Genomic DNA, 16,266 nt, shown 5'->3' with positions numbered 1-16,266 from the left:
CTGGCCGCACACCCAGCGTCACGCCACGTCGTCACGCTGGCCGACGTGAGCGCCCAGCAGCAGTACGGGAGTAGCTACACGGACCTCCTCCGGACCGTGCGGGAGCTCGGTCTGCTCCGGCGCCGGCAGGGCTACTACTACACCCGGATGAGCATCGTGCTCGGCCTGTTGCTCGGGATCGTCGCGGGCATGGTGCTGCTCGGCAACTCCTGGCACCAGCTCTGGCTCGCCGCCGCGCTCGCGCTGGTGCTCGTGCAGGTCGCGTTCCTCAGCCACGACAGCGCGCACCGGCAAATCTTCCACTCGAACGCCCGCAACGACTGGACCGCGCGGATCCTGGCCGGCTGCGTGCTCGGGATGAGCGTCACCTGGTGGCGCACCAAGCACAACAAGCACCACGCCGCCCCGAACCAGACCGACCGCGACCCCGACGTACAGCTCAAGGTGCTCGCGTTCACCCCGGAGGCCGTCGGCGAACGCGGACCGCTCGGCCGCTGGTTAGCCGCGCGGCAGGGCTGGCTGTTCTTCCCGCTGCTCACGCTCGAGGGCGTCGGCCTGCACGCGTCGAGCCTCAAGCACCTGCTACGCCGTGGAGCGAGCCGCGCCGACCGGATCGACGCGGGTGTCGTCGCGGCCCGCATCACGGCGTACGTCGCGGCGCTCTACCTGCTGCTCCCTGCCGGCAAGGCGACCGCGTTCCTCGGGGTGCAGCTCGCCCTGTTCGGGGTCTGTCTCGGCGCCGCGTTCGCCCCGAACCACAAGGGCATGCCGATCGTGCCGGCCGGGACGAAGCTCGACTTCCTCCGCCGGCAGGTGCTGATGTCGCGCAACATCCGCGGCGGGGTGTTCACCGACCTCGCGATGGGCGGGCTGAACTACCAGATCGAGCACCACCTCTTCCCGAGCATGCCCCGGCCGACGCTGCGGCACGTGCAGCCGATCGTCCGGGAGTACTGCGAGCTGCACGGCGTCTCGTACACCGAGGTCGGCCTGTTCACGTCGTACCGGATCGTCGTCCAGCACCTCAACGACGTCGGCCTGGGCGCCCGTGATCCGTTCCAGTGCCCGCTGGTGACGCAGTACCGGAAGTAGCGCTGCTCTAAGGTAGCCGTCATGTGGTGGGGATTGGCGGGCGCGTTGGCGGCAGCTGTTGCGTATGGTCTGGCATCGATCCTGCAGGCCTCGGCCGCGGACAGTTCACGGGACGCGAGCGCGGAAGCCGTCGTATTCAAACCGCGATTCGTGCTCGGCATGGGGCTGGACGCGGTCGGCTTCGGCGTACAGGTCGCGGCGTTGCAGGTGCTTCCGCTGTTCGTGGTGCAGTCGGCGCTTGCTGCCAGTCTGGCGGTCACTGCCGTGGCGGCACGAGTCCTGGGCGTCCGGCTCGGCAGGCGGGAGTGGCTCGCGGTCGGAGGCGTCTGCGTCGGACTCGGCCTGCTGGGAGTGTCGGCCGGCAGCGAGGGCAACCCGGCCGTCGGGCACGGCTTCCGGTGGGCGCTCGGCGCTGCCGTGGCGGTGCTCGTGCTGGCACGACTGTCGATCCAGCTGGTGCCGCGCCGGTTGCACGGCCCGCTTCTCGGCCTGATCGCCGGTCTCGGCTTCGGCGTCGTCGCGATCTCGGCGCGGATCATCCCCAGCCTGGCACCGGCTCACCTGATCACCGAACCCGCCGCCTACACCGCGGTCGCCGGGGGTGCGCTGGCGATGCTCTGCTACGCGGCAGCTCTGCAGCGCGGTGGCGTCACGACAGCAACCGCGATGCTGGTCGTCGGGGAGACCGTCTTTCCCGCTCTCGTCGGGCTCCTGCTGCTCGACGACCGCGCACGGCACGGCTACGCCGCCGTGGCCGCTTGCGGATTCGTTGTTGCTGTCGCCGCGGCCCTGGTACTTGCGCGGTTCGGCGAACCGGGACAGGCGGTCAGCGCGCCGGCGGGATCTCCCCCGAGCCGCGAATCGTCAACTTGACCGGTACCCGGACCGTCCGGCTGGGGCGATGCGGCTCCGGCAGCCGCTCGGTCATCAGCTGGATCGCGGTCCGGGCCATCACGTCGGCCGACTGTGCGACCGCGGTCAGCCCGGGGCTGAGCAGATCGCCCAGGGCCAGGTCGTCGAACGACACCAGCGCGACCCGGTCCCGCCGGCCGGCGAGTCCCCGCAGTACCTCGGCGGTCGTCATGTTGTTTGCCGACAGCAACGCCGTCGCGGGCTCGGCGCGGTCCAGGACCGCGGACAGCGTGATGCCGATGCCCTCGGTGGTCGGCTCGGACAGATGCACCAGGTCCTCGTCGACGTCGATCCGGTGCCGGGCCATCGCCGCCCGGTACGCGACCACGCGCTCCCGGGCGGTGAAGATCCGCTCGTCGTCGCCGAGGTACGCGATCCGCCGGTGCCCCTGGCGGACCAGGTGGTCGATCGCCTGGTCGATCCCGCCCGCGTTGTCGGCGAGTACGGCGTCGGCCTCGATGCCGTGCGCCGGCCGGTCGATCGTGACGACCGCCATACCGGCGTCCACGTGCGGGGCGAGGTACTCCTGGCTCTCCCCGATCGGCGCCATGATCAGCGCATCGGGGCGGCGGGCAACGAACTCCAGGCAGACGTCCCGCTCCCGCTCCGGGTCCTCGTCGGTCAGCCCGATCATCACCACCGAGCCGGACGACCGCGCCCACAGCTCGACCGCCCGGCCCAGCGAGGCGAAGAACGGGTCGCCGATGTCGCGGATCACCACGGCGATCGTCCCGGTCTTGCCGCGGCGCAGCATCCGGGCCGACTCGTTCGGGGTGTAGTTCAGCTCCTTGATCGCCGCCTGCACCTTGGCGGTCAGCTCGGGGCTGACGTTCGGCTCCTCGTTCACCACCCGGGACACGGTCTTCAGCGCGACCCCGGCCCGGGCGGCGACCTCCTTCATCGTGGGCCGGCGCTGGCCCGTCCCGTTCACCCCGTTGCCACTCATCGCCGGCCCACCCTTCGTCTCGTCGCGCCGAGGGTACTAGCTTTCGACGACCACTGGAATGATCATCGGGCGGCGGCGGTGGGTGTCGCTGACCCACTTGCCGACCACCCGGCGGATCACCTGCTGCAACTGGTACATGTCGTCGAGCCCGCTGCCGATCGCCTTCTCGATCTCGGCCTCGATCCGCGGCTTCAGGTCGTCGAACACGCTGTCGTCCTCGGCGAACCCGCGAGCCTGGATCTCCGGCCCGGCGGTCAGCTTGCCGGTCACCGAGTCCATCACCGCGATCACCGAGATGAAGCCCTCGTCACCGAGGATCCGGCGGTCCTTCAGCGAGGTCTCGGTGATGTCGCCGACGGTCGAGCCGTCCACGAACACGTACCCGCACTCGACCTTGCCCGCCACCACGGCCTTCCGGTCGATCAGGTCCACGACCACGCCGTCCTCGACCACGACCACGTTCTCCCGCGGTACGCCGGTCTGGATCGCGAGGTCCGCGTTCGCGTGCAGGTGCCGGACCTCGCCGTGCACCGGCATCACGTTGCGCGGCTTGACGATGTTGTAGCAGTACAGCAGTTCGCCCGCGCTCGCGTGCCCGGACACGTGCACCAGCGCGTTGCCCTTGTGGATCACGTTCGCACCGTGCCGGATCAGCCCGTTGATCACCCGGTACACCGAGTTCTCGTTGCCGGGGATCAGCGACGACGCCAGTACGACGGTGTCGCCCGGCTGCAGGTGGACGACGTTGTGGTCGTTCGCCGCGATCCGGGACAGCGCCGACATCGGCTCGCCCTGCGAACCGGTCGACACCAGCACCACCTGCTCCGGCGGGTAGTTGTCCAGCTCGCGCATGTCGATCAGCGTGTCGCCGGGCACGCTCAGGAAGCCGAGGTCGCGGGCGACCCCCATGTTCCGGACCATCGAGCGGCCGACGTACGCGACCTTGCGCTTGTGCTTCACCGCGGCGTCCATCACCTGCTGCACGCGGTGCACGTGGGAGGCGAAGCAGGCGACGATGATGCGCTGGTTCTTCGCCTTCGTGAAAACCCGGTCCAGCACCGGCGCGATGTCGCGCTCGTGGGTGGTGAACCCGGGCACCTCGGAGTTCGTGGAGTCGACCATGAACAGGTCGACCCCCTCCTCGCCGAGCCGCGCGAACGCGCGCAGGTCGGTGATCCGGTTGTCCAGCGGCAACTGGTCCATCTTGAAGTCGCCGGTGTGCAGCACGACGCCGGCCGGCGTCTTGATCGCGACCGCGAGCGCGTCCGGGATCGAGTGGTTGACCGCGACGAACTCGCAGACGAACGGCCCGATCTGGAGCTTCTCGCCCTCGACCACGGTCTGCTGCGGCACGTTGCGGTGCCGGTGCTCCTTCAGCTTGCCCTCGAGCAGCGCGAGCGTGAGCTGCGACCCGACCACCGGGATGTCGCCCCGCTCACGCAGCAGGTAGGGCAACCCGCCGATGTGGTCCTCGTGGCCGTGCGTGAGAACCACCGCGACCACGTCGTCCAGCCGGTCCCGGATCGGCTCGAAGTCCGGCAGGATCAGGTCCACGCCGGGCTGGTTCTCGTCCGGGAAGAGTACGCCGCAGTCCACGATCAGCAGCTTGCCGTCGTACTCGAACACGGTCATATTGCGGCCGACCTCGCCGAGGCCGCCGAGCGGGATGACCCGCAAAGCGCCCGGAGCGAGAGGTCCGGGCGCGTCGAGATCTGGATGGGGATGGCTCATGCAATCAGTCCTGCCGTCTTGAGGTCAGTGGTGAGCCAGTCCGTCTGCTCGGCCGTCGCCTCGAGCAGCGGCGCCCGCAGCGTCGCGTGCTCGATGACGCCGGCCAGCCGGAGCGCGGCCTTCACCATGATGGCGCCCTGGGTTCTGGTCATGATCGCCTCGACGGCGGGCACCAGCCGTCGGTCGATCCGTTGTGCAGTGGCGAGGTCGCCGGCCACCACGGCGTCGATCAGCTGCCGGTACTCCCGGCTCGCGACATGGGCTACCACGCTCGCGATCCCGACCGCGCCGATCGCCAGCGAGGCGAGATTCAGCTCGTCGGCACCGCAGTAGTAGAACAGATCGGTGTTCGCCAGCACCTTGGTGGTCCCGGCGAGGTCGCCCTTGGCGTCCTTCACCGCGACGATCCGCGGGTGCGTGGCGAGCTCGATCAGCGTGTCGGTCGTGATCTCCACCCCGGCGCGGGCCGGGATGTCGTACAGCATGTTCGGCAGGCCGGTGGCGTCGGCGACCGCGGTGAAGTGCGCGCGCAGCCCGGCCTGCGGAGGCTTGTTGTAGTACGGCGTGACGACCAGCAGGCCGTCGGCGCCCGCGGCCTCGGCCTGCTGGGCGCACTCGACGGTGTGTGCGGTGTCGTTGGTGCCGACCCCGGCGACAATCTTGGCGCGGTCACCGACGGCCTCGCGGACCGCCTGGATGATCTGCACCTTCTCCTGGTCCGACGTGGTCGGCGCCTCGCCGGTGGTCCCGTTCAGCACCAGGGCGTCGTTACCGCCGTCGACGAGGTACGTCGCGACCTTCTGGACGGCGGCCAGGTCGAGGGAGCCATCGGGCCGGAACGGGGTGATCATCGCGGTCGTCAGGCGGCCGAACGGCAGCGCTTCAGCGGCTGCCGTGGACGATGCCGACGAGGGCGTGGATGCTGGCGAGGACATAGGCCTCAGATTACCGCTCCCGACCCTGAAGAAATGGGTAGGCCTGGTGGCTGTCCGCTCGGGGGTCCGGGCAGCCACCAGGCTCACTCGTCCTATCGGGGCCACCCAGGTAGTCGTTACAGCTTCTGGCGAAAAAGTCCGGAAAAACTTCTGCGGATACTCTGCGTGAGCAGATGAACGCATTCTGTCGATGTTCAGGACCGACCGGCGAGCCAGACGGAGGTCGCGTCGAAGAGCCGCTGCACGACCTCGACGGCGCCGGGGAGCAGCAGTACGCCGCCGATCGTGAGGACCGGGACGATCACCGCATGCTCGAACCAGTGGCCGGTGCTGAAGCGCAGGGGCCTCGGGAGGCGGATCTCGTACCAGGTCTCACCGCGGATCGGGAGCGGCCAGAGCCACGGGCAGCCGGAGCGGGTGAGGCTGTCGCCGAGGCAGTGCACGAACATACCTACGCCTACTGCGGCGCCGATCCAGCCGCCGATCTGAGTGAGGCCGGCTTGTACGGCGTCGGCGGCCGCCGAGCCGGGTCCGGCACCTACAACCGACCAGCCGGCTGCGGCGAGGACCGCGAGGACGATCCAGTCTCCGAGCGCGTCGGCGGCCAGTACCAGGCCGGTCACCGCGACCGCGAGGACGGCCCACTTGCCGCGGTCGCCGAGGGCCGGCGGCGAGGAAGCCGAGGAGTACGGCGGCCACGAGGGTGTGGGTCGCGTGGCGGTGCTTCCCGGTGCCGTCCTCGTCCCGCGGGCCCTTGGTCAGGTTGTAGAGCACGCCGGAGAACGCCCGTACGGCGCCTGAAACCAACCGTGTCACCGGACCCAGCAACCGGGATGCGCTGGCGCCGGGGTGATCCAGGTCGGGCAGCAACGTGTACCCAGCAGTCGCGGCCGCGAACGGCACCACCTCGGCCACCGACGTCAGCCCGACCAACGGCGCCACCGCCAACCCGGCGCACCACCCCGACAAGGCATGCGACCGCCCCATCATCCCGCGCCTCACCCCCCTCCGCTCACTCCCGCCCATCCTCCCCCATCAACCCCATCACCCCCACGCACCACCCCGGCCGTCTTTGAGCACGCACCAACCAAAATCCGCCGCGGGATCCGGCTGGTGGGGTCCCAAAGAGAGTCTCAGCCGGGGTGGCGGCGGTGGCGCTTTGCATAATCATTCAGGGTGGTGCATACTATTCCTGTGTCCAAGGTGCTTACTTCTTTGCCGGTCGGTGAGCGGGTCGGGATTGCCTTCTCGGGTGGTCTCGACACGTCGGTTGCGGTTGCGTGGATGCGGGACAAGGGAGCCGTCCCGTGCACGTACACGGCGGATATCGGGCAGTACGACGAGCCCGACATCGCCTCCGTGCCCGAGCGAGCGACGGCGTACGGTGCGCAGATCACCCGGCTGGTGGACTGCCGCGCGGCGCTCGTCGAGGAAGGGCTCGCGGCGCTCGCCTGCGGGGCGTTCCACATCCGCTCCGGCGGCCGGACGTACTTCAACACCACCCCGATCGGCCGGGCGGTGACCGGCACGCTGCTGGTGAAGTCGATGCTCGGCGACAACGTGCAGATCTGGGGCGACGGGTCGACCTTCAAGGGCAACGACATCGAGCGGTTCTACCGCTACGGCCTGCTCGCGAACCCGCAGCTGCGGATCTACAAGCCGTGGCTGGACGCGCAGTTCGTGCACGAGCTCGGCGGCCGGAAGGAGATGTCCGAGTGGCTCGTCGCGCACGGCCTGCCGTACCGCGACTCCACCGAGAAGGCGTACTCCACCGACGCGAACATCTGGGGTGCCACCCACGAGGCGAAGACCCTCGAACACCTCGACACCGGGGTGGAGACCGTCGACCCGATCATGGGCATGGCGCACTGGGACCCGGCCGCGGTGATCGACACCGAGGACGTCACGATCGGCTTCGAGCAGGGCCGGCCGGTGACGATCAACGGCAAGGAGTTCGGTACTGCGGTCGACCTGGTCCTGGAGGCGAACGCGATCGGCGGCCGGCACGGGCTCGGCATGTCCGACCAGATCGAGAACCGGGTCATCGAGGCCAAGTCCCGCGGGATCTACGAGGCGCCCGGGATGGCGCTGCTGCACGCGGCGTACGAGCGGCTGGTGAACGCGATCCACAACGAGGACACCATCGCGAGCTACCACAACGAGGGCCGCAAGCTCGGCCGGCTGATGTACGAAGGTCGTTGGCTCGACCCACAGTCGCTGATGCTCCGCGAGTCGCTGCAGCGGTGGGTCGGTACGGCGGTCACCGGCACCGTCACGCTCCGGCTCCGGCGCGGTGAGGACTACTCGATCCTGGACACCACCGGCCCGGCGCTCAGCTACCACCCGGACAAGCTGTCGATGGAGCGGATCGTGGACTCGGCGTTCGGCCCGGTCGACCGGATCGGCCAGCTGACGATGCGGAACCTGGACATCGCGGACTCGCGCGCGAAGCTCGAGCAGTACGCCGGTCTCGGCATGTTCGGCTCGTCGAACGCCGCGCTCGCGTCGTCCACCGACCTGATCGGCGAACTCTCGACGGGCGGCGCCGAAGCGATCGCCTCCCGCGGCGAGGCCCCCGAGGAGGAAGCCCTCCTCGACCGCGCCGCCATGGAATCCGGCACCGACTAAACCCAGCGCCCCCACCCGGACCCCAGCCACAGCCCGGCACCCGCCCAGACCCCCGCCCGCGCCGGCACTCGCCCGGCCCGGCACCCGCCGAGCCCCGGCCGCGACCCTCCCGCCCGTGCCGTGGGGGCCGGACGGCTGGGGTTGCCCGTCCAGCTGGAGGGTTGCCTACTGAAAATATGAGGGGGCAACCCTCCAACCGAGCGGGCAACCTCGCTGAGCGGCGCGGGTGTGGGCGGGCGCGGCGCGGGTGTGGGCGGGCGCGGCGCGGATGTGGGCGGGCGCGGCGCGGATGTGGGCGGGCGCGGCGGTGCGCGCAGGTGGGCCGGCGCGGCGCGGGTGTGCGCGCAGGTGGGCGCGGCGCGGGTGGGGCGCGGCGCGGGTGGGGCGCGGCGCGGGTGGGGCGCGGCGCGGACGCAGGTGGGCGCGGCGCGGGGCGGCGCCGGGTAGGTCAGGCGCGGCGGCGCCGGGTGGGTCAGGCGCGGCGGCGCCGGGTAGGTGGGTGGGGCGCGGCGGCGCCGGGTGGGTGACGCGCGGCTGGATGGGTGGGGTCAGGCGTCGTAGTCGAGGGTGACTGCGGGGGTGGTGGGGTGGGACTGGCAGGTGAGGACGTAGCCGGCGCGGAGCTCGTCCGGTTCCAGGGCCCAGTTGGTGTCCATGCGGACCTTGCCCTCGAGGACCTTCGCGCGGCAGGTGCCGCAGACGCCGCCCTTGCAGGCGAACGGGGCGTCCGAGCGGACGGCGAGGGTCGCGTCCAGCACCGCCTTCGAGTGCCGGCCCAGCGGGAACGTCGAGCGGCGGCCGTCGAGGATGACGGTCACCTGGGCCGCGTCCTCGTCGGTGACCGTGTCCTCGACCGGCGCCTGGGGTGCTTCGTCGCCGACGTGGAACAGCTCGGCGTGGACGTGTTCGCGGGCGACACCCTCGGACAGCAGCAGGTCCTGGGCACCGACGACCATCGCGTACGGCCCGCAGAGGAACCACTCGTCGACCGAGTCCAGCGGCAGGATCGTCGCGAACATCCGCCGCAGCCGGTCCGTGTCGATCCGGCCGCTGAACAGCTCCACCTCGGTCGTCTCGCGGGACAGCACGTGGACGAGGTGGAAACGCTCGGCGTACCGGTCCTTCAGGTCGGCCAGGTCGTCGGCGAACATCACCGAGCCGGCGGTCCGGTTGCCGTAGAGCAGCGTGACTCGGCTTGACGGCTCGACGGAGAGGATCGTCGCGACCAGTGAGAGTACGGGCGTGATGCCGCTGCCGGCCGCTACGAACGCGTAGTGCTTGGCGTTGGCGGGGTCGAGGGTGGTGCCGAAGCGGCCCAGCGGGGTCATCACCTCGAGCTCGTCGCCGACCTTGAGGTCGCGGGCGGCGTACGCCGAGAACTCGCCGCCGGGGATCCGCTTGACGCCGATCTTCAGGACGCCGGAGTCGGCCGGCGAGCAGATCGAGTAGCTGCGGCGGACCTCTTCTCCGGTACGGCGGATCGTGAGGTGCTGGCCGGCGGTGAAGTCGTAGTCGGCGGCCAGCTCCGGTGGCACGGCGAACGTGATCGCGACCGCGTCGTCGGTGATGGGGTCGATCGCGGCGACCTTCAAGCTGTGGAAGGTGGCGCGGCGTCTCGGGGCGATGGTCGTCATCTCAGATCGCCTTGAAGTGATCGAAGGGCTCACGGCAGGAGTTGCACCGCCAGAGCGACTTGCAGGAGGTGGAGCCGAAGCGGCTGAGCTCGCTCGTGTTCGGGGATCCACACAACGGGCAGCGCACGCTCAGACTCAACATCACCGGACCGCCGACAGCACGATGTCCGCTCGGTGGGGCGATGCCGTACTCGATGAGTTTCGCCTTGCCTGCTGTACTCATCCAGTCGGTCGTCCATGCCGGCGACAACACGGTCTCTACCCGGCCCTGCACCCCCAGATGGTCCATGGTCAGCTCGACCTCGTGGCGGATCAGGTCCATGGCGGGGCAGCCGGAGTACGTCGGGGTGATCGTCACGACGACCTCGTCGCCATCGTGCCGTACTCCGCGCAGTACACCGAGGTCCGCGATCGTCAGCACCGGCACCTCGGGGTCCGTGACCTCGCCGACCGCTTCCCAGATCCTTGCGTCCGAAGAACTGTGGCCTATAGCCCTCGGTTCTTCGGACGTAAGGGGCTTGTCGGTCACCATGTCGCCCCCGGATGCGAACGCGCCACGTGCTGGAGTTCGGCGAGGAGGAAGCCCATGTGTTCGGTATGGCGTCCCTCGCGGGCCGCCGGTGTGCTGGTAGGTCGACGAAGGCCGCTCGCAGGTGGACCCGTCGATGATTCCCAGTACCCGATCGGTCCAGGAGTCCCGCAACGCCGAAGGGTCCACGGCGACCGGCAAGCGTTGGACGAGGGCGTCCGACTCGAACAGCTCGCCGGTGTACGGCCACAACGCGTCCAGGGCTGCCTGCATTCGGCGGTGGCTCTCCGCGGTGCCGTCGCCCAGGCGGAGGACCCACTGGGTCGCGTGGTCGACGTGGTACGCGACCTCCTTGACCGCCTTCCCCGCCACGCCCGCCAGCGTCTCGTCCGCACTCGACCGCAGCTCGTCGTACAACAGGTGCTGGTACGTCGCGAAGTACAGCAACCGCGCCATCGCGAACGCGAAGTCCCCGTTCGGCAGCTCGCACAGCAGCAGGTTCCGGAACTCGCGCTCGTCCCGGAAGTACGCCAGCTCGTCCTCGGTCCGCCCGGTCAGCGATCCGGCGTACTGCAGCAGCGACCGTGCCTGCCCCAGCTGGTCCAGCCCGATGTTGCCGAGGGCAACGTCCTCCTCGAGCTGCGGTGCGGACGCGATCCACTCGCCGGTGCGTTGCGCCGCGATCAGCGCGTCGTCACCGAGCCGGAGGGCGTACCCGGACAGGTCGTTCACAGGTGCTCGACACCTTCCGGGACCTGGTAGAAGGTCGGGTGCCGGTACACCTTGTCGCCGGCCGGGTCGAAGAACTCGTCCTTCTCGTCCGGGCTGGACGCGGTGAGGTCCGACGCGCGCACCACCCAGATCGACACGCCCTCCTGACGCCGGGTGTACACATCGCGCGCGTTCCGCAGCGCCATCGTCGCGTCGGCGGCGTGCAGGCTGCCGACATGCGTGTGCGACAGCCCGCGCCGCGAGCGCACGAACACCTCCCACAACGGCTCGACGCTGTGCTTGTTGATGAACTCGCTCCGCTCGTTCATGCCGCACCTGCCTTCAATGCCTGTTTCGCGGCGTACGCGGCCGCGGCCTCCCGGACCCAGGCACCGTCCTCGTGCGCCTTGACGCGCTTCGCCAACCGCTGCTGGTTGCACGGACCGTTGCCCTTCACAACTTCGTACAGCTCCGTGTAGTCCGGCGCGGTGAAGCGGTAGTGCCCGTCCTCGTACGCCAGACCGTCGTCGGGGACGCGGATCCCGAGTACGTCGGCCTGCGGCACGGTCATGTCCACGAACCGCTGCCGCAACTCGTCGTTGCTGTGCCGCTTGATCCCCCACGCCATCGACTGCTCCGAATGCGTGGACGCCGAGTCCGGCGGGCCGAACATCATCAGCGACGGCCACCACCAGCGGTCCAGCGCGTCCTGCGCCATCGCCTTCTGCCCGGGCGTCCCGTTGCACAGCGCGTAGAGGATCTCGAACCCCTGCCGCTGGTGGAACGACTCCTCCTTGCAGACCCGCACCATCGCCCGCGCGTACGGACCGTACGAGCAGCGGCACAGCGGCACCTGGTTGACGATCGCGGCGCCGTCCACCAGCCAGCCGATCGCGCCGATGTCGGCCCAGGTCAGCGTCGGGTAGTTGAAGATGCTGGAGTACTTCTGCTGCCCGCTGTGCAGCAGGTCGAGCAGGTCCGCGCGGTCCACGCCGAGGGTCTCCGCGGCGGCGTACAGGTAGAGACCGTGACCAGCCTCGTCCTGCACCTTGGCCATCAGGATCGCCTTGCGGCGCAGTGACGGCGCCCGGCTGATCCAGTTGCCCTCCGGCTGCATGCCGATGATCTCGGAGTGCGCGTGCTGGGCGATCTGCCGGACCAGGGTCTTGCGGTACCCCTCCGGCATCGCGTCCCGCGGCTCGATCCGGCCGTCGGCGTCGATCGTCGCCTGGAAGCTGTCCATACCCCCAGCATATGTGACACTTTTTCTCAGAATCAACAACAAGTGTCACAAAGGTGGTCGTAGGCCCACCCCGGAAGTGGGTTCAGGGCGCTGGGTACGTCGGTTCACGCCCGGGAGGATCGACGTAACAGTTCAAGACCTAAACAGTTTTGGAGATCCCCGTGACCACGCAAACCCTCCCGGCCGCCGATCACCGCGGACCGGTCACCGGAAGAGAACGTGCGCTCGCCCCCGACCTGATCCGTGGCGCGATGCTGCTGCTGATCGGACTCGCGAACAGCGCCAACTTCGCGTTCGCCGGCCAGCCCGGCGTGGAGAGCGCCCCGCACGGCTTCGAGCGCATCCTGAACCTCCTCAAGCTGACCTTCGTGGACGCCCGGGCGTACCCGGTGTTCGCGGTGATGTTCGGCTACGGCCTGGTCCAGCTGGCCCGCCGGCAGCAGTCGGCCGGCGCCACCACGTCCGCCGTACAGCGGATCCTCGTCAAGCGGAACGCCTGGCTGATCGTCTTCGGCGTCGTCCACGCGACCTTGCTGTACTTCGGTGACTTCCTCGGCGCGTACGGCGTCGTCGGGATCGCCTGCGCGCTGGTACTGCTCAACCGCGGCGACAAGTTCCACCGGATCGTCCTCGCCGTCTGGGCGTTCATGACCCTCGAGACACTGTTCGTCGCCGCCAAGGCCGTCCTCGCGATCGTCTCCAGCTCCGGTCCCACCCAGGCGCTCACCAACTCCCCGAACCCTTCGCTGGCCGCCACCTCGTACCTGAGCAGCCTGGTCGACAGACTGCACGAGTACCCGCTGCACATGGCCAGCGTCCTCGGCTTCGTCGTGATCGTCTGGCTGGGTATCTGGGCCGCCCGCAAGCAGCTCCTGGAGAACCCCGCCGCCCACAAGACCCTGCTGACCCGGGTCGCCGTCGGCTGCCTGGGCATCACGTTCGTCGGAGGTCTGCCGCTCGCGCTGATCGGGGCCGGCTGGCTGCACGTCGACCAGGCGGCGGTGGACGCGGCAGACCTGTTGTCGCAGGTGTCCGGCATGTTCGGCGGTCCTGGGTACGTCGCCCTGTTCGGTCTGATCGTCGCGCGGATCCGCAAGCAGTCCAAGCAGTCACTGCCGGTACGGGCGATCTCCGCGCTCGGTCAGCGGTCGCTGTCGGGGTACCTGTTCCAGTCGGTGTCGTGGATGATCCTGCTCGCCCCGTTCACGCTGGACCTGCGGTTCGGGAGCACGGCGTACACCGCGGCGCTGGTCGCGATCGGCGTCTGGGTGATCTCGGTGATCGGCGCGTACGCGATGAGCCGACGGTCCTACCGCGGCCCGGCCGAGACCCTGCTGCGCCGGCTCGTCTACTGACTGGGAGGATTGCCGTCATGAGTGAATTCGGCGTACCGGAACCTGCCAGCCTCTCCGACCTGTCCGCTACGCCGATCGCCGAGACCAGCGTCCGGCTCGCGCTGCCCGCGGAGGCAGGAGAGATCGGCGAGATCCAGGTCGCGGCCTGGCGGGCGGCGTACGCCGGGCTGCTGCCGGCCGACGTCCTCGCCGATCTGAACCCGGCCCAGTTCGCGGCCCAGTGGCGGGCCGCGCTGCTGGCCCCGGGCGAGGCGCGGAACCGGGTCCTGGTCGCACTGGCCGGCCGGACCCTGGTCGGCTTCGCGGCCGTCACCCCGTCCGACGACCCGGACGCCGACCAGCAGCGCGACGCCCTGATCGCCGAGCTGGCCGTCAGCCCGGAGGCCACCCGCGCCGGCCACGGTTCGCGCATGCTGAACGCGGTCGTCGACACCGCCCGCGCCGACGGCTTCACCCGGGTGACCGCCTGGGTGAACTCGACCGACGACGTACTCCGCGGCTTCTACACCGAGGCAGGCTGGGCGCCCGACGGCGCACACCGCGAGCTCGACCTGTACGGCGACGAATCCGTGCGAATCAAGCAGATCCGCCTGCACACCGACCCCGGCGCGGAGTAGCTCCGGCAGGCATGACAGATTGTCACGGACCGATTACGCGTGGCCATCTGTTGGAGTCTGCATGAAGTACCTCACCCTGGCCGTCGGCCTGGGGCTTTCCGCTGTTGCTGTGCTCGTCGTACCGGGATCGGGGGCGACGGCGTCGACGCAAGCGGCGACCGTTGCCGACCGGCCGCATCCGGTGGCGTCCAAGTTCCTGAAGCAGAGACCGGCCTGGACCAGGTGCGGTGACGGAGAGCTTCGGACGTACTGCGCGAAGATCACCGTCCCGCGCGACTGGGCGAACCAGTACGCCGGCAACGACCTGCAGATCGCGGTCAGCAAGGTCGCGCCGGCCAAGGGCAGGCCGAGCCGCGTGGTGTTCGGCAACCCGGGCGGGCCGGGCGGCGCCGGGCTCGGCATGGCGCCGTACCTCGCGAGCCAGGCCCCGCTCGCCAAGGACCACCTCGCGGTCGGCTTCGACCCGCGCGGCACCGGCGGCAGCTCGAGCGTCAGCTGCGATGGCGCCCCCGGCTACACGATGGACGCCCGCGACCACGATCCCCGGACCCGCGGCCTGATCGCCGAGGCGTCCCAGCTCGCGCAGCCGTACTGCGACAGCCAGTCCCGCGGCCTGATGCCGTACATCACCACCGCGCAGACCGTGCAGGACATGGACCTGATCCGGCAGCTGCTCGGCTACGACAAGATGGACTACGTCGGGTACTCCGGCGGCACCTGGCTCGGCGCGTACTACCAGACCTACTTCCCCGAGCACGCCGGCCGCTTCGTCCTCGACTCGAACACCGACTTCACCGGGAGCTGGCTGGACACGTTCAGCGGCCAGCCGCAGGCGTTCGAGCGCCGGTTCCGCGAGGACTTCGCGACCTGGGCGGCGAAGTACGACGCCGATCTGCACCTCGGGTCGTCGCCCGGCACGGTCGTCCGCCTGTACGAACGGTTACGGCGAGCGCTGAAGGCGGCGCCCGCGACCGAGGAGTTCCTGGACGGCGCGGTCAAGATCACCTACGACGAGAACACCCTCGACCAGCTGATCACCGGGGATTTGTACTCGAAACTGGACTTCCATTCCCTGGCCACCGATCTGCGCTTTCTGACCGACCTTTCCGCGGCCCAGGCAAAAGGCGGTCCGCGGGCCGCACAACGGCAGGTCGACGGGCTTCCGGCGGCCCGTCAGCAGCAGCTCGTGGAGCGCGCGCAGCGGGCACCGATCGGGCTCCGGATGCTCGGCGAGGTCGACTCCGAGAACGCCACCTTCACCGCGATCACCTGCAACGACACCCCGTGGCCGCAAGGACGCGAGTACGGCGAGCAACTGGCCGCTCGGCTCGGCCCGCACTACCCGCTGGTCGGCTGGACGATGGCCGAGAACCCGTGCCTCTACTGGCAGCGCCCGAACCTGACGATGCCGACGCCGACCGGCAAAGGCTTGCCCACAACGCTGATGGTGCAGTCGGTGCACGACCCGGCGACGAACTACGGCCTCGCGGTCGCGGCGCACAGCCGGTACGCCGGTTCGCGGATGGTGACCGTCACCGGTGAGGGCGACCATGGCGTGTACGGCGGCGTGAACAAGTGCGCGGACCGGATCGTCAACACGTTCCTCACTACCGGTGTCGCGCCGGCCAAGGATGTGAGCTGTGCTGGGGAGGGCATCCCGGCACCCGGTCCGGAGGTTCCGGGTGCGGATGCCGCCGAGGGTGCTCCGCTACAAAAGATCGCCGGATTCACGAAAACCGTTTCCGGATATCTTCGGTAACGAGCGTTTGACATTCTCCGGAATTCGACCGCGGCTGGTCACGGTGGGCGAATTCCGCGGGATGATTTCGTTGTCAGGACATAGTTGTCAGGGCGATGTCAGGGTTGCGTCCCTGTGCGACGCAGCGTGATCGCGGCAACCTGGTGTCTGCGCGCAGGTCCGGGCGTCGACTGG

The 16,266-nt window shown here is 69.6% G+C and carries 14 protein-coding genes and 1 pseudogene; 6 read left to right on the top strand and 9 right to left on the bottom strand.

Annotated elements, in window-relative coordinates; translation table 11 throughout:
• Positions 1-45 precede the first annotated feature (45 nt).
• Positions 46-1,092, top strand: coding sequence for a fatty acid desaturase family protein (locus tag JOF29_RS40375; RefSeq protein WP_307863944.1), 1,047 nt, complete (start codon positions 46-48; stop codon positions 1,090-1,092).
• A 21-nt stretch (positions 1,093-1,113) separates the two neighbouring features.
• Positions 1,114-1,965: a DMT family transporter gene (locus JOF29_RS40370; protein ID WP_209699568.1), complete on the top strand. Its 852-nt coding sequence runs from the start codon at positions 1,114-1,116 to the stop codon at positions 1,963-1,965.
• On the opposite strand, the gene JOF29_RS40365 is transcribed toward JOF29_RS40370, so the two are convergent.
• From JOF29_RS40365 to JOF29_RS45055, 5 genes and pseudogenes are all read right to left on the bottom strand, one after another.
• Positions 1,919-2,950, bottom strand: a complete 1,032-nt coding sequence (locus JOF29_RS40365; protein ID WP_209699567.1) for a LacI family DNA-binding transcriptional regulator — start codon at positions 2,948-2,950, stop codon at positions 1,919-1,921. The two genes, JOF29_RS40370 and JOF29_RS40365, sit on opposite strands and share 47 nt — an antisense overlap.
• A gap of 36 nt (positions 2,951-2,986) precedes the next feature.
• Complete coding sequence (locus JOF29_RS40360) at positions 2,987-4,681, bottom strand: ribonuclease J (RefSeq protein WP_209699566.1); 1,695 nt, start codon at positions 4,679-4,681, stop codon at positions 2,987-2,989.
• Complete coding sequence (gene dapA, locus JOF29_RS40355; RefSeq protein WP_209699565.1) at positions 4,678-5,616, bottom strand: 4-hydroxy-tetrahydrodipicolinate synthase; 939 nt, start codon at positions 5,614-5,616, stop codon at positions 4,678-4,680. The genes JOF29_RS40360 and dapA overlap by 4 nt, the downstream gene beginning before the upstream one ends.
• A 194-nt stretch (positions 5,617-5,810) precedes the next feature.
• Entirely contained in the window at positions 5,811-6,239 is a 429-nt protein-coding gene (locus tag JOF29_RS45060) for a metal-dependent hydrolase (RefSeq protein ID WP_307863943.1), read from the bottom strand.
• Between the two features lie 133 nt (positions 6,240-6,372).
• A pseudogene (locus JOF29_RS45055) lies at positions 6,373-6,603 on the bottom strand (metal-dependent hydrolase); the annotation flags it as partial.
• 207 nt (positions 6,604-6,810) lie between these two features.
• On the opposite strand from JOF29_RS45055, the gene argG reads away from it, so the two are divergent.
• Positions 6,811-8,244, top strand: coding sequence for an argininosuccinate synthase (gene argG / locus JOF29_RS40345; RefSeq protein WP_209699564.1), 1,434 nt, complete (start codon positions 6,811-6,813; stop codon positions 8,242-8,244).
• 548 nt (positions 8,245-8,792) lie between these two features.
• Here the strand turns inward: argG and paaE are convergent.
• From paaE to paaA, 4 genes are read right to left on the bottom strand one after another with little or no spacing between them, the layout of a single operon-like run.
• Positions 8,793-9,878, bottom strand: coding sequence for a 1,2-phenylacetyl-CoA epoxidase subunit PaaE (gene paaE, locus JOF29_RS40340; RefSeq protein ID WP_209699563.1), 1,086 nt, complete (start codon positions 9,876-9,878; stop codon positions 8,793-8,795).
• 1 nt (position 9,879) lies between these two features.
• Entirely contained in the window at positions 9,880-11,139 is a 1,260-nt protein-coding gene (gene paaC, locus JOF29_RS46245) for a 1,2-phenylacetyl-CoA epoxidase subunit PaaC (RefSeq protein ID WP_372446422.1), read from the bottom strand.
• Positions 11,136-11,447 (bottom strand): 1,2-phenylacetyl-CoA epoxidase subunit PaaB, encoded by a 312-nt coding sequence (paaB, locus tag JOF29_RS40325; protein WP_209699561.1) that lies wholly within the window; start codon positions 11,445-11,447, stop codon positions 11,136-11,138. The genes paaC and paaB overlap by 4 nt, the downstream gene beginning before the upstream one ends.
• Positions 11,444-12,361 carry a 1,2-phenylacetyl-CoA epoxidase subunit PaaA gene (paaA, locus tag JOF29_RS40320; protein WP_209699560.1) on the bottom strand — a complete coding sequence of 306 codons (918 nt, stop codon included), beginning with the start codon at positions 12,359-12,361 and terminating at the stop codon, positions 11,444-11,446. Before paaA ends, paaB begins: the two co-directional genes overlap by 4 nt.
• 161 nt (positions 12,362-12,522) lie before the next feature.
• On the opposite strand from paaA, the gene JOF29_RS40315 reads away from it, so the two are divergent.
• The 3 genes from JOF29_RS40315 to JOF29_RS40305 all read left to right on the top strand — a co-directional run bounded on the left by JOF29_RS40315 (position 12,523) and on the right by JOF29_RS40305 (position 16,092).
• On the top strand, positions 12,523-13,716 hold the full coding sequence (locus tag JOF29_RS40315) for a DUF418 domain-containing protein (RefSeq protein WP_307863941.1): 1,194 nt from the start codon (positions 12,523-12,525) through the stop codon (positions 13,714-13,716).
• A gap of 17 nt (positions 13,717-13,733) precedes the next feature.
• The gene (locus JOF29_RS40310; protein ID WP_209699559.1) at positions 13,734-14,333 is read left to right on the top strand and encodes a GNAT family N-acetyltransferase; all 600 of its coding nucleotides are present in this window, start codon (positions 13,734-13,736) and stop codon (positions 14,331-14,333) included.
• Positions 14,334-14,394: 61 nt separating this feature from the next.
• Positions 14,395-16,092, top strand: coding sequence for an alpha/beta hydrolase (locus JOF29_RS40305; RefSeq protein WP_209699558.1), 1,698 nt, complete (start codon positions 14,395-14,397; stop codon positions 16,090-16,092).
• Positions 16,093-16,266 lie beyond the last annotated feature (174 nt).

It is taken from the genome of Kribbella aluminosa (genome assembly GCF_017876295.1).
Taxonomy (GTDB): domain Bacteria; phylum Actinomycetota; class Actinomycetes; order Propionibacteriales; family Kribbellaceae; genus Kribbella; species Kribbella aluminosa.
The sequence above is the reverse complement of the archived record's forward strand: the minus strand, read 5'-3'. Positions and strand labels throughout refer to the sequence as shown.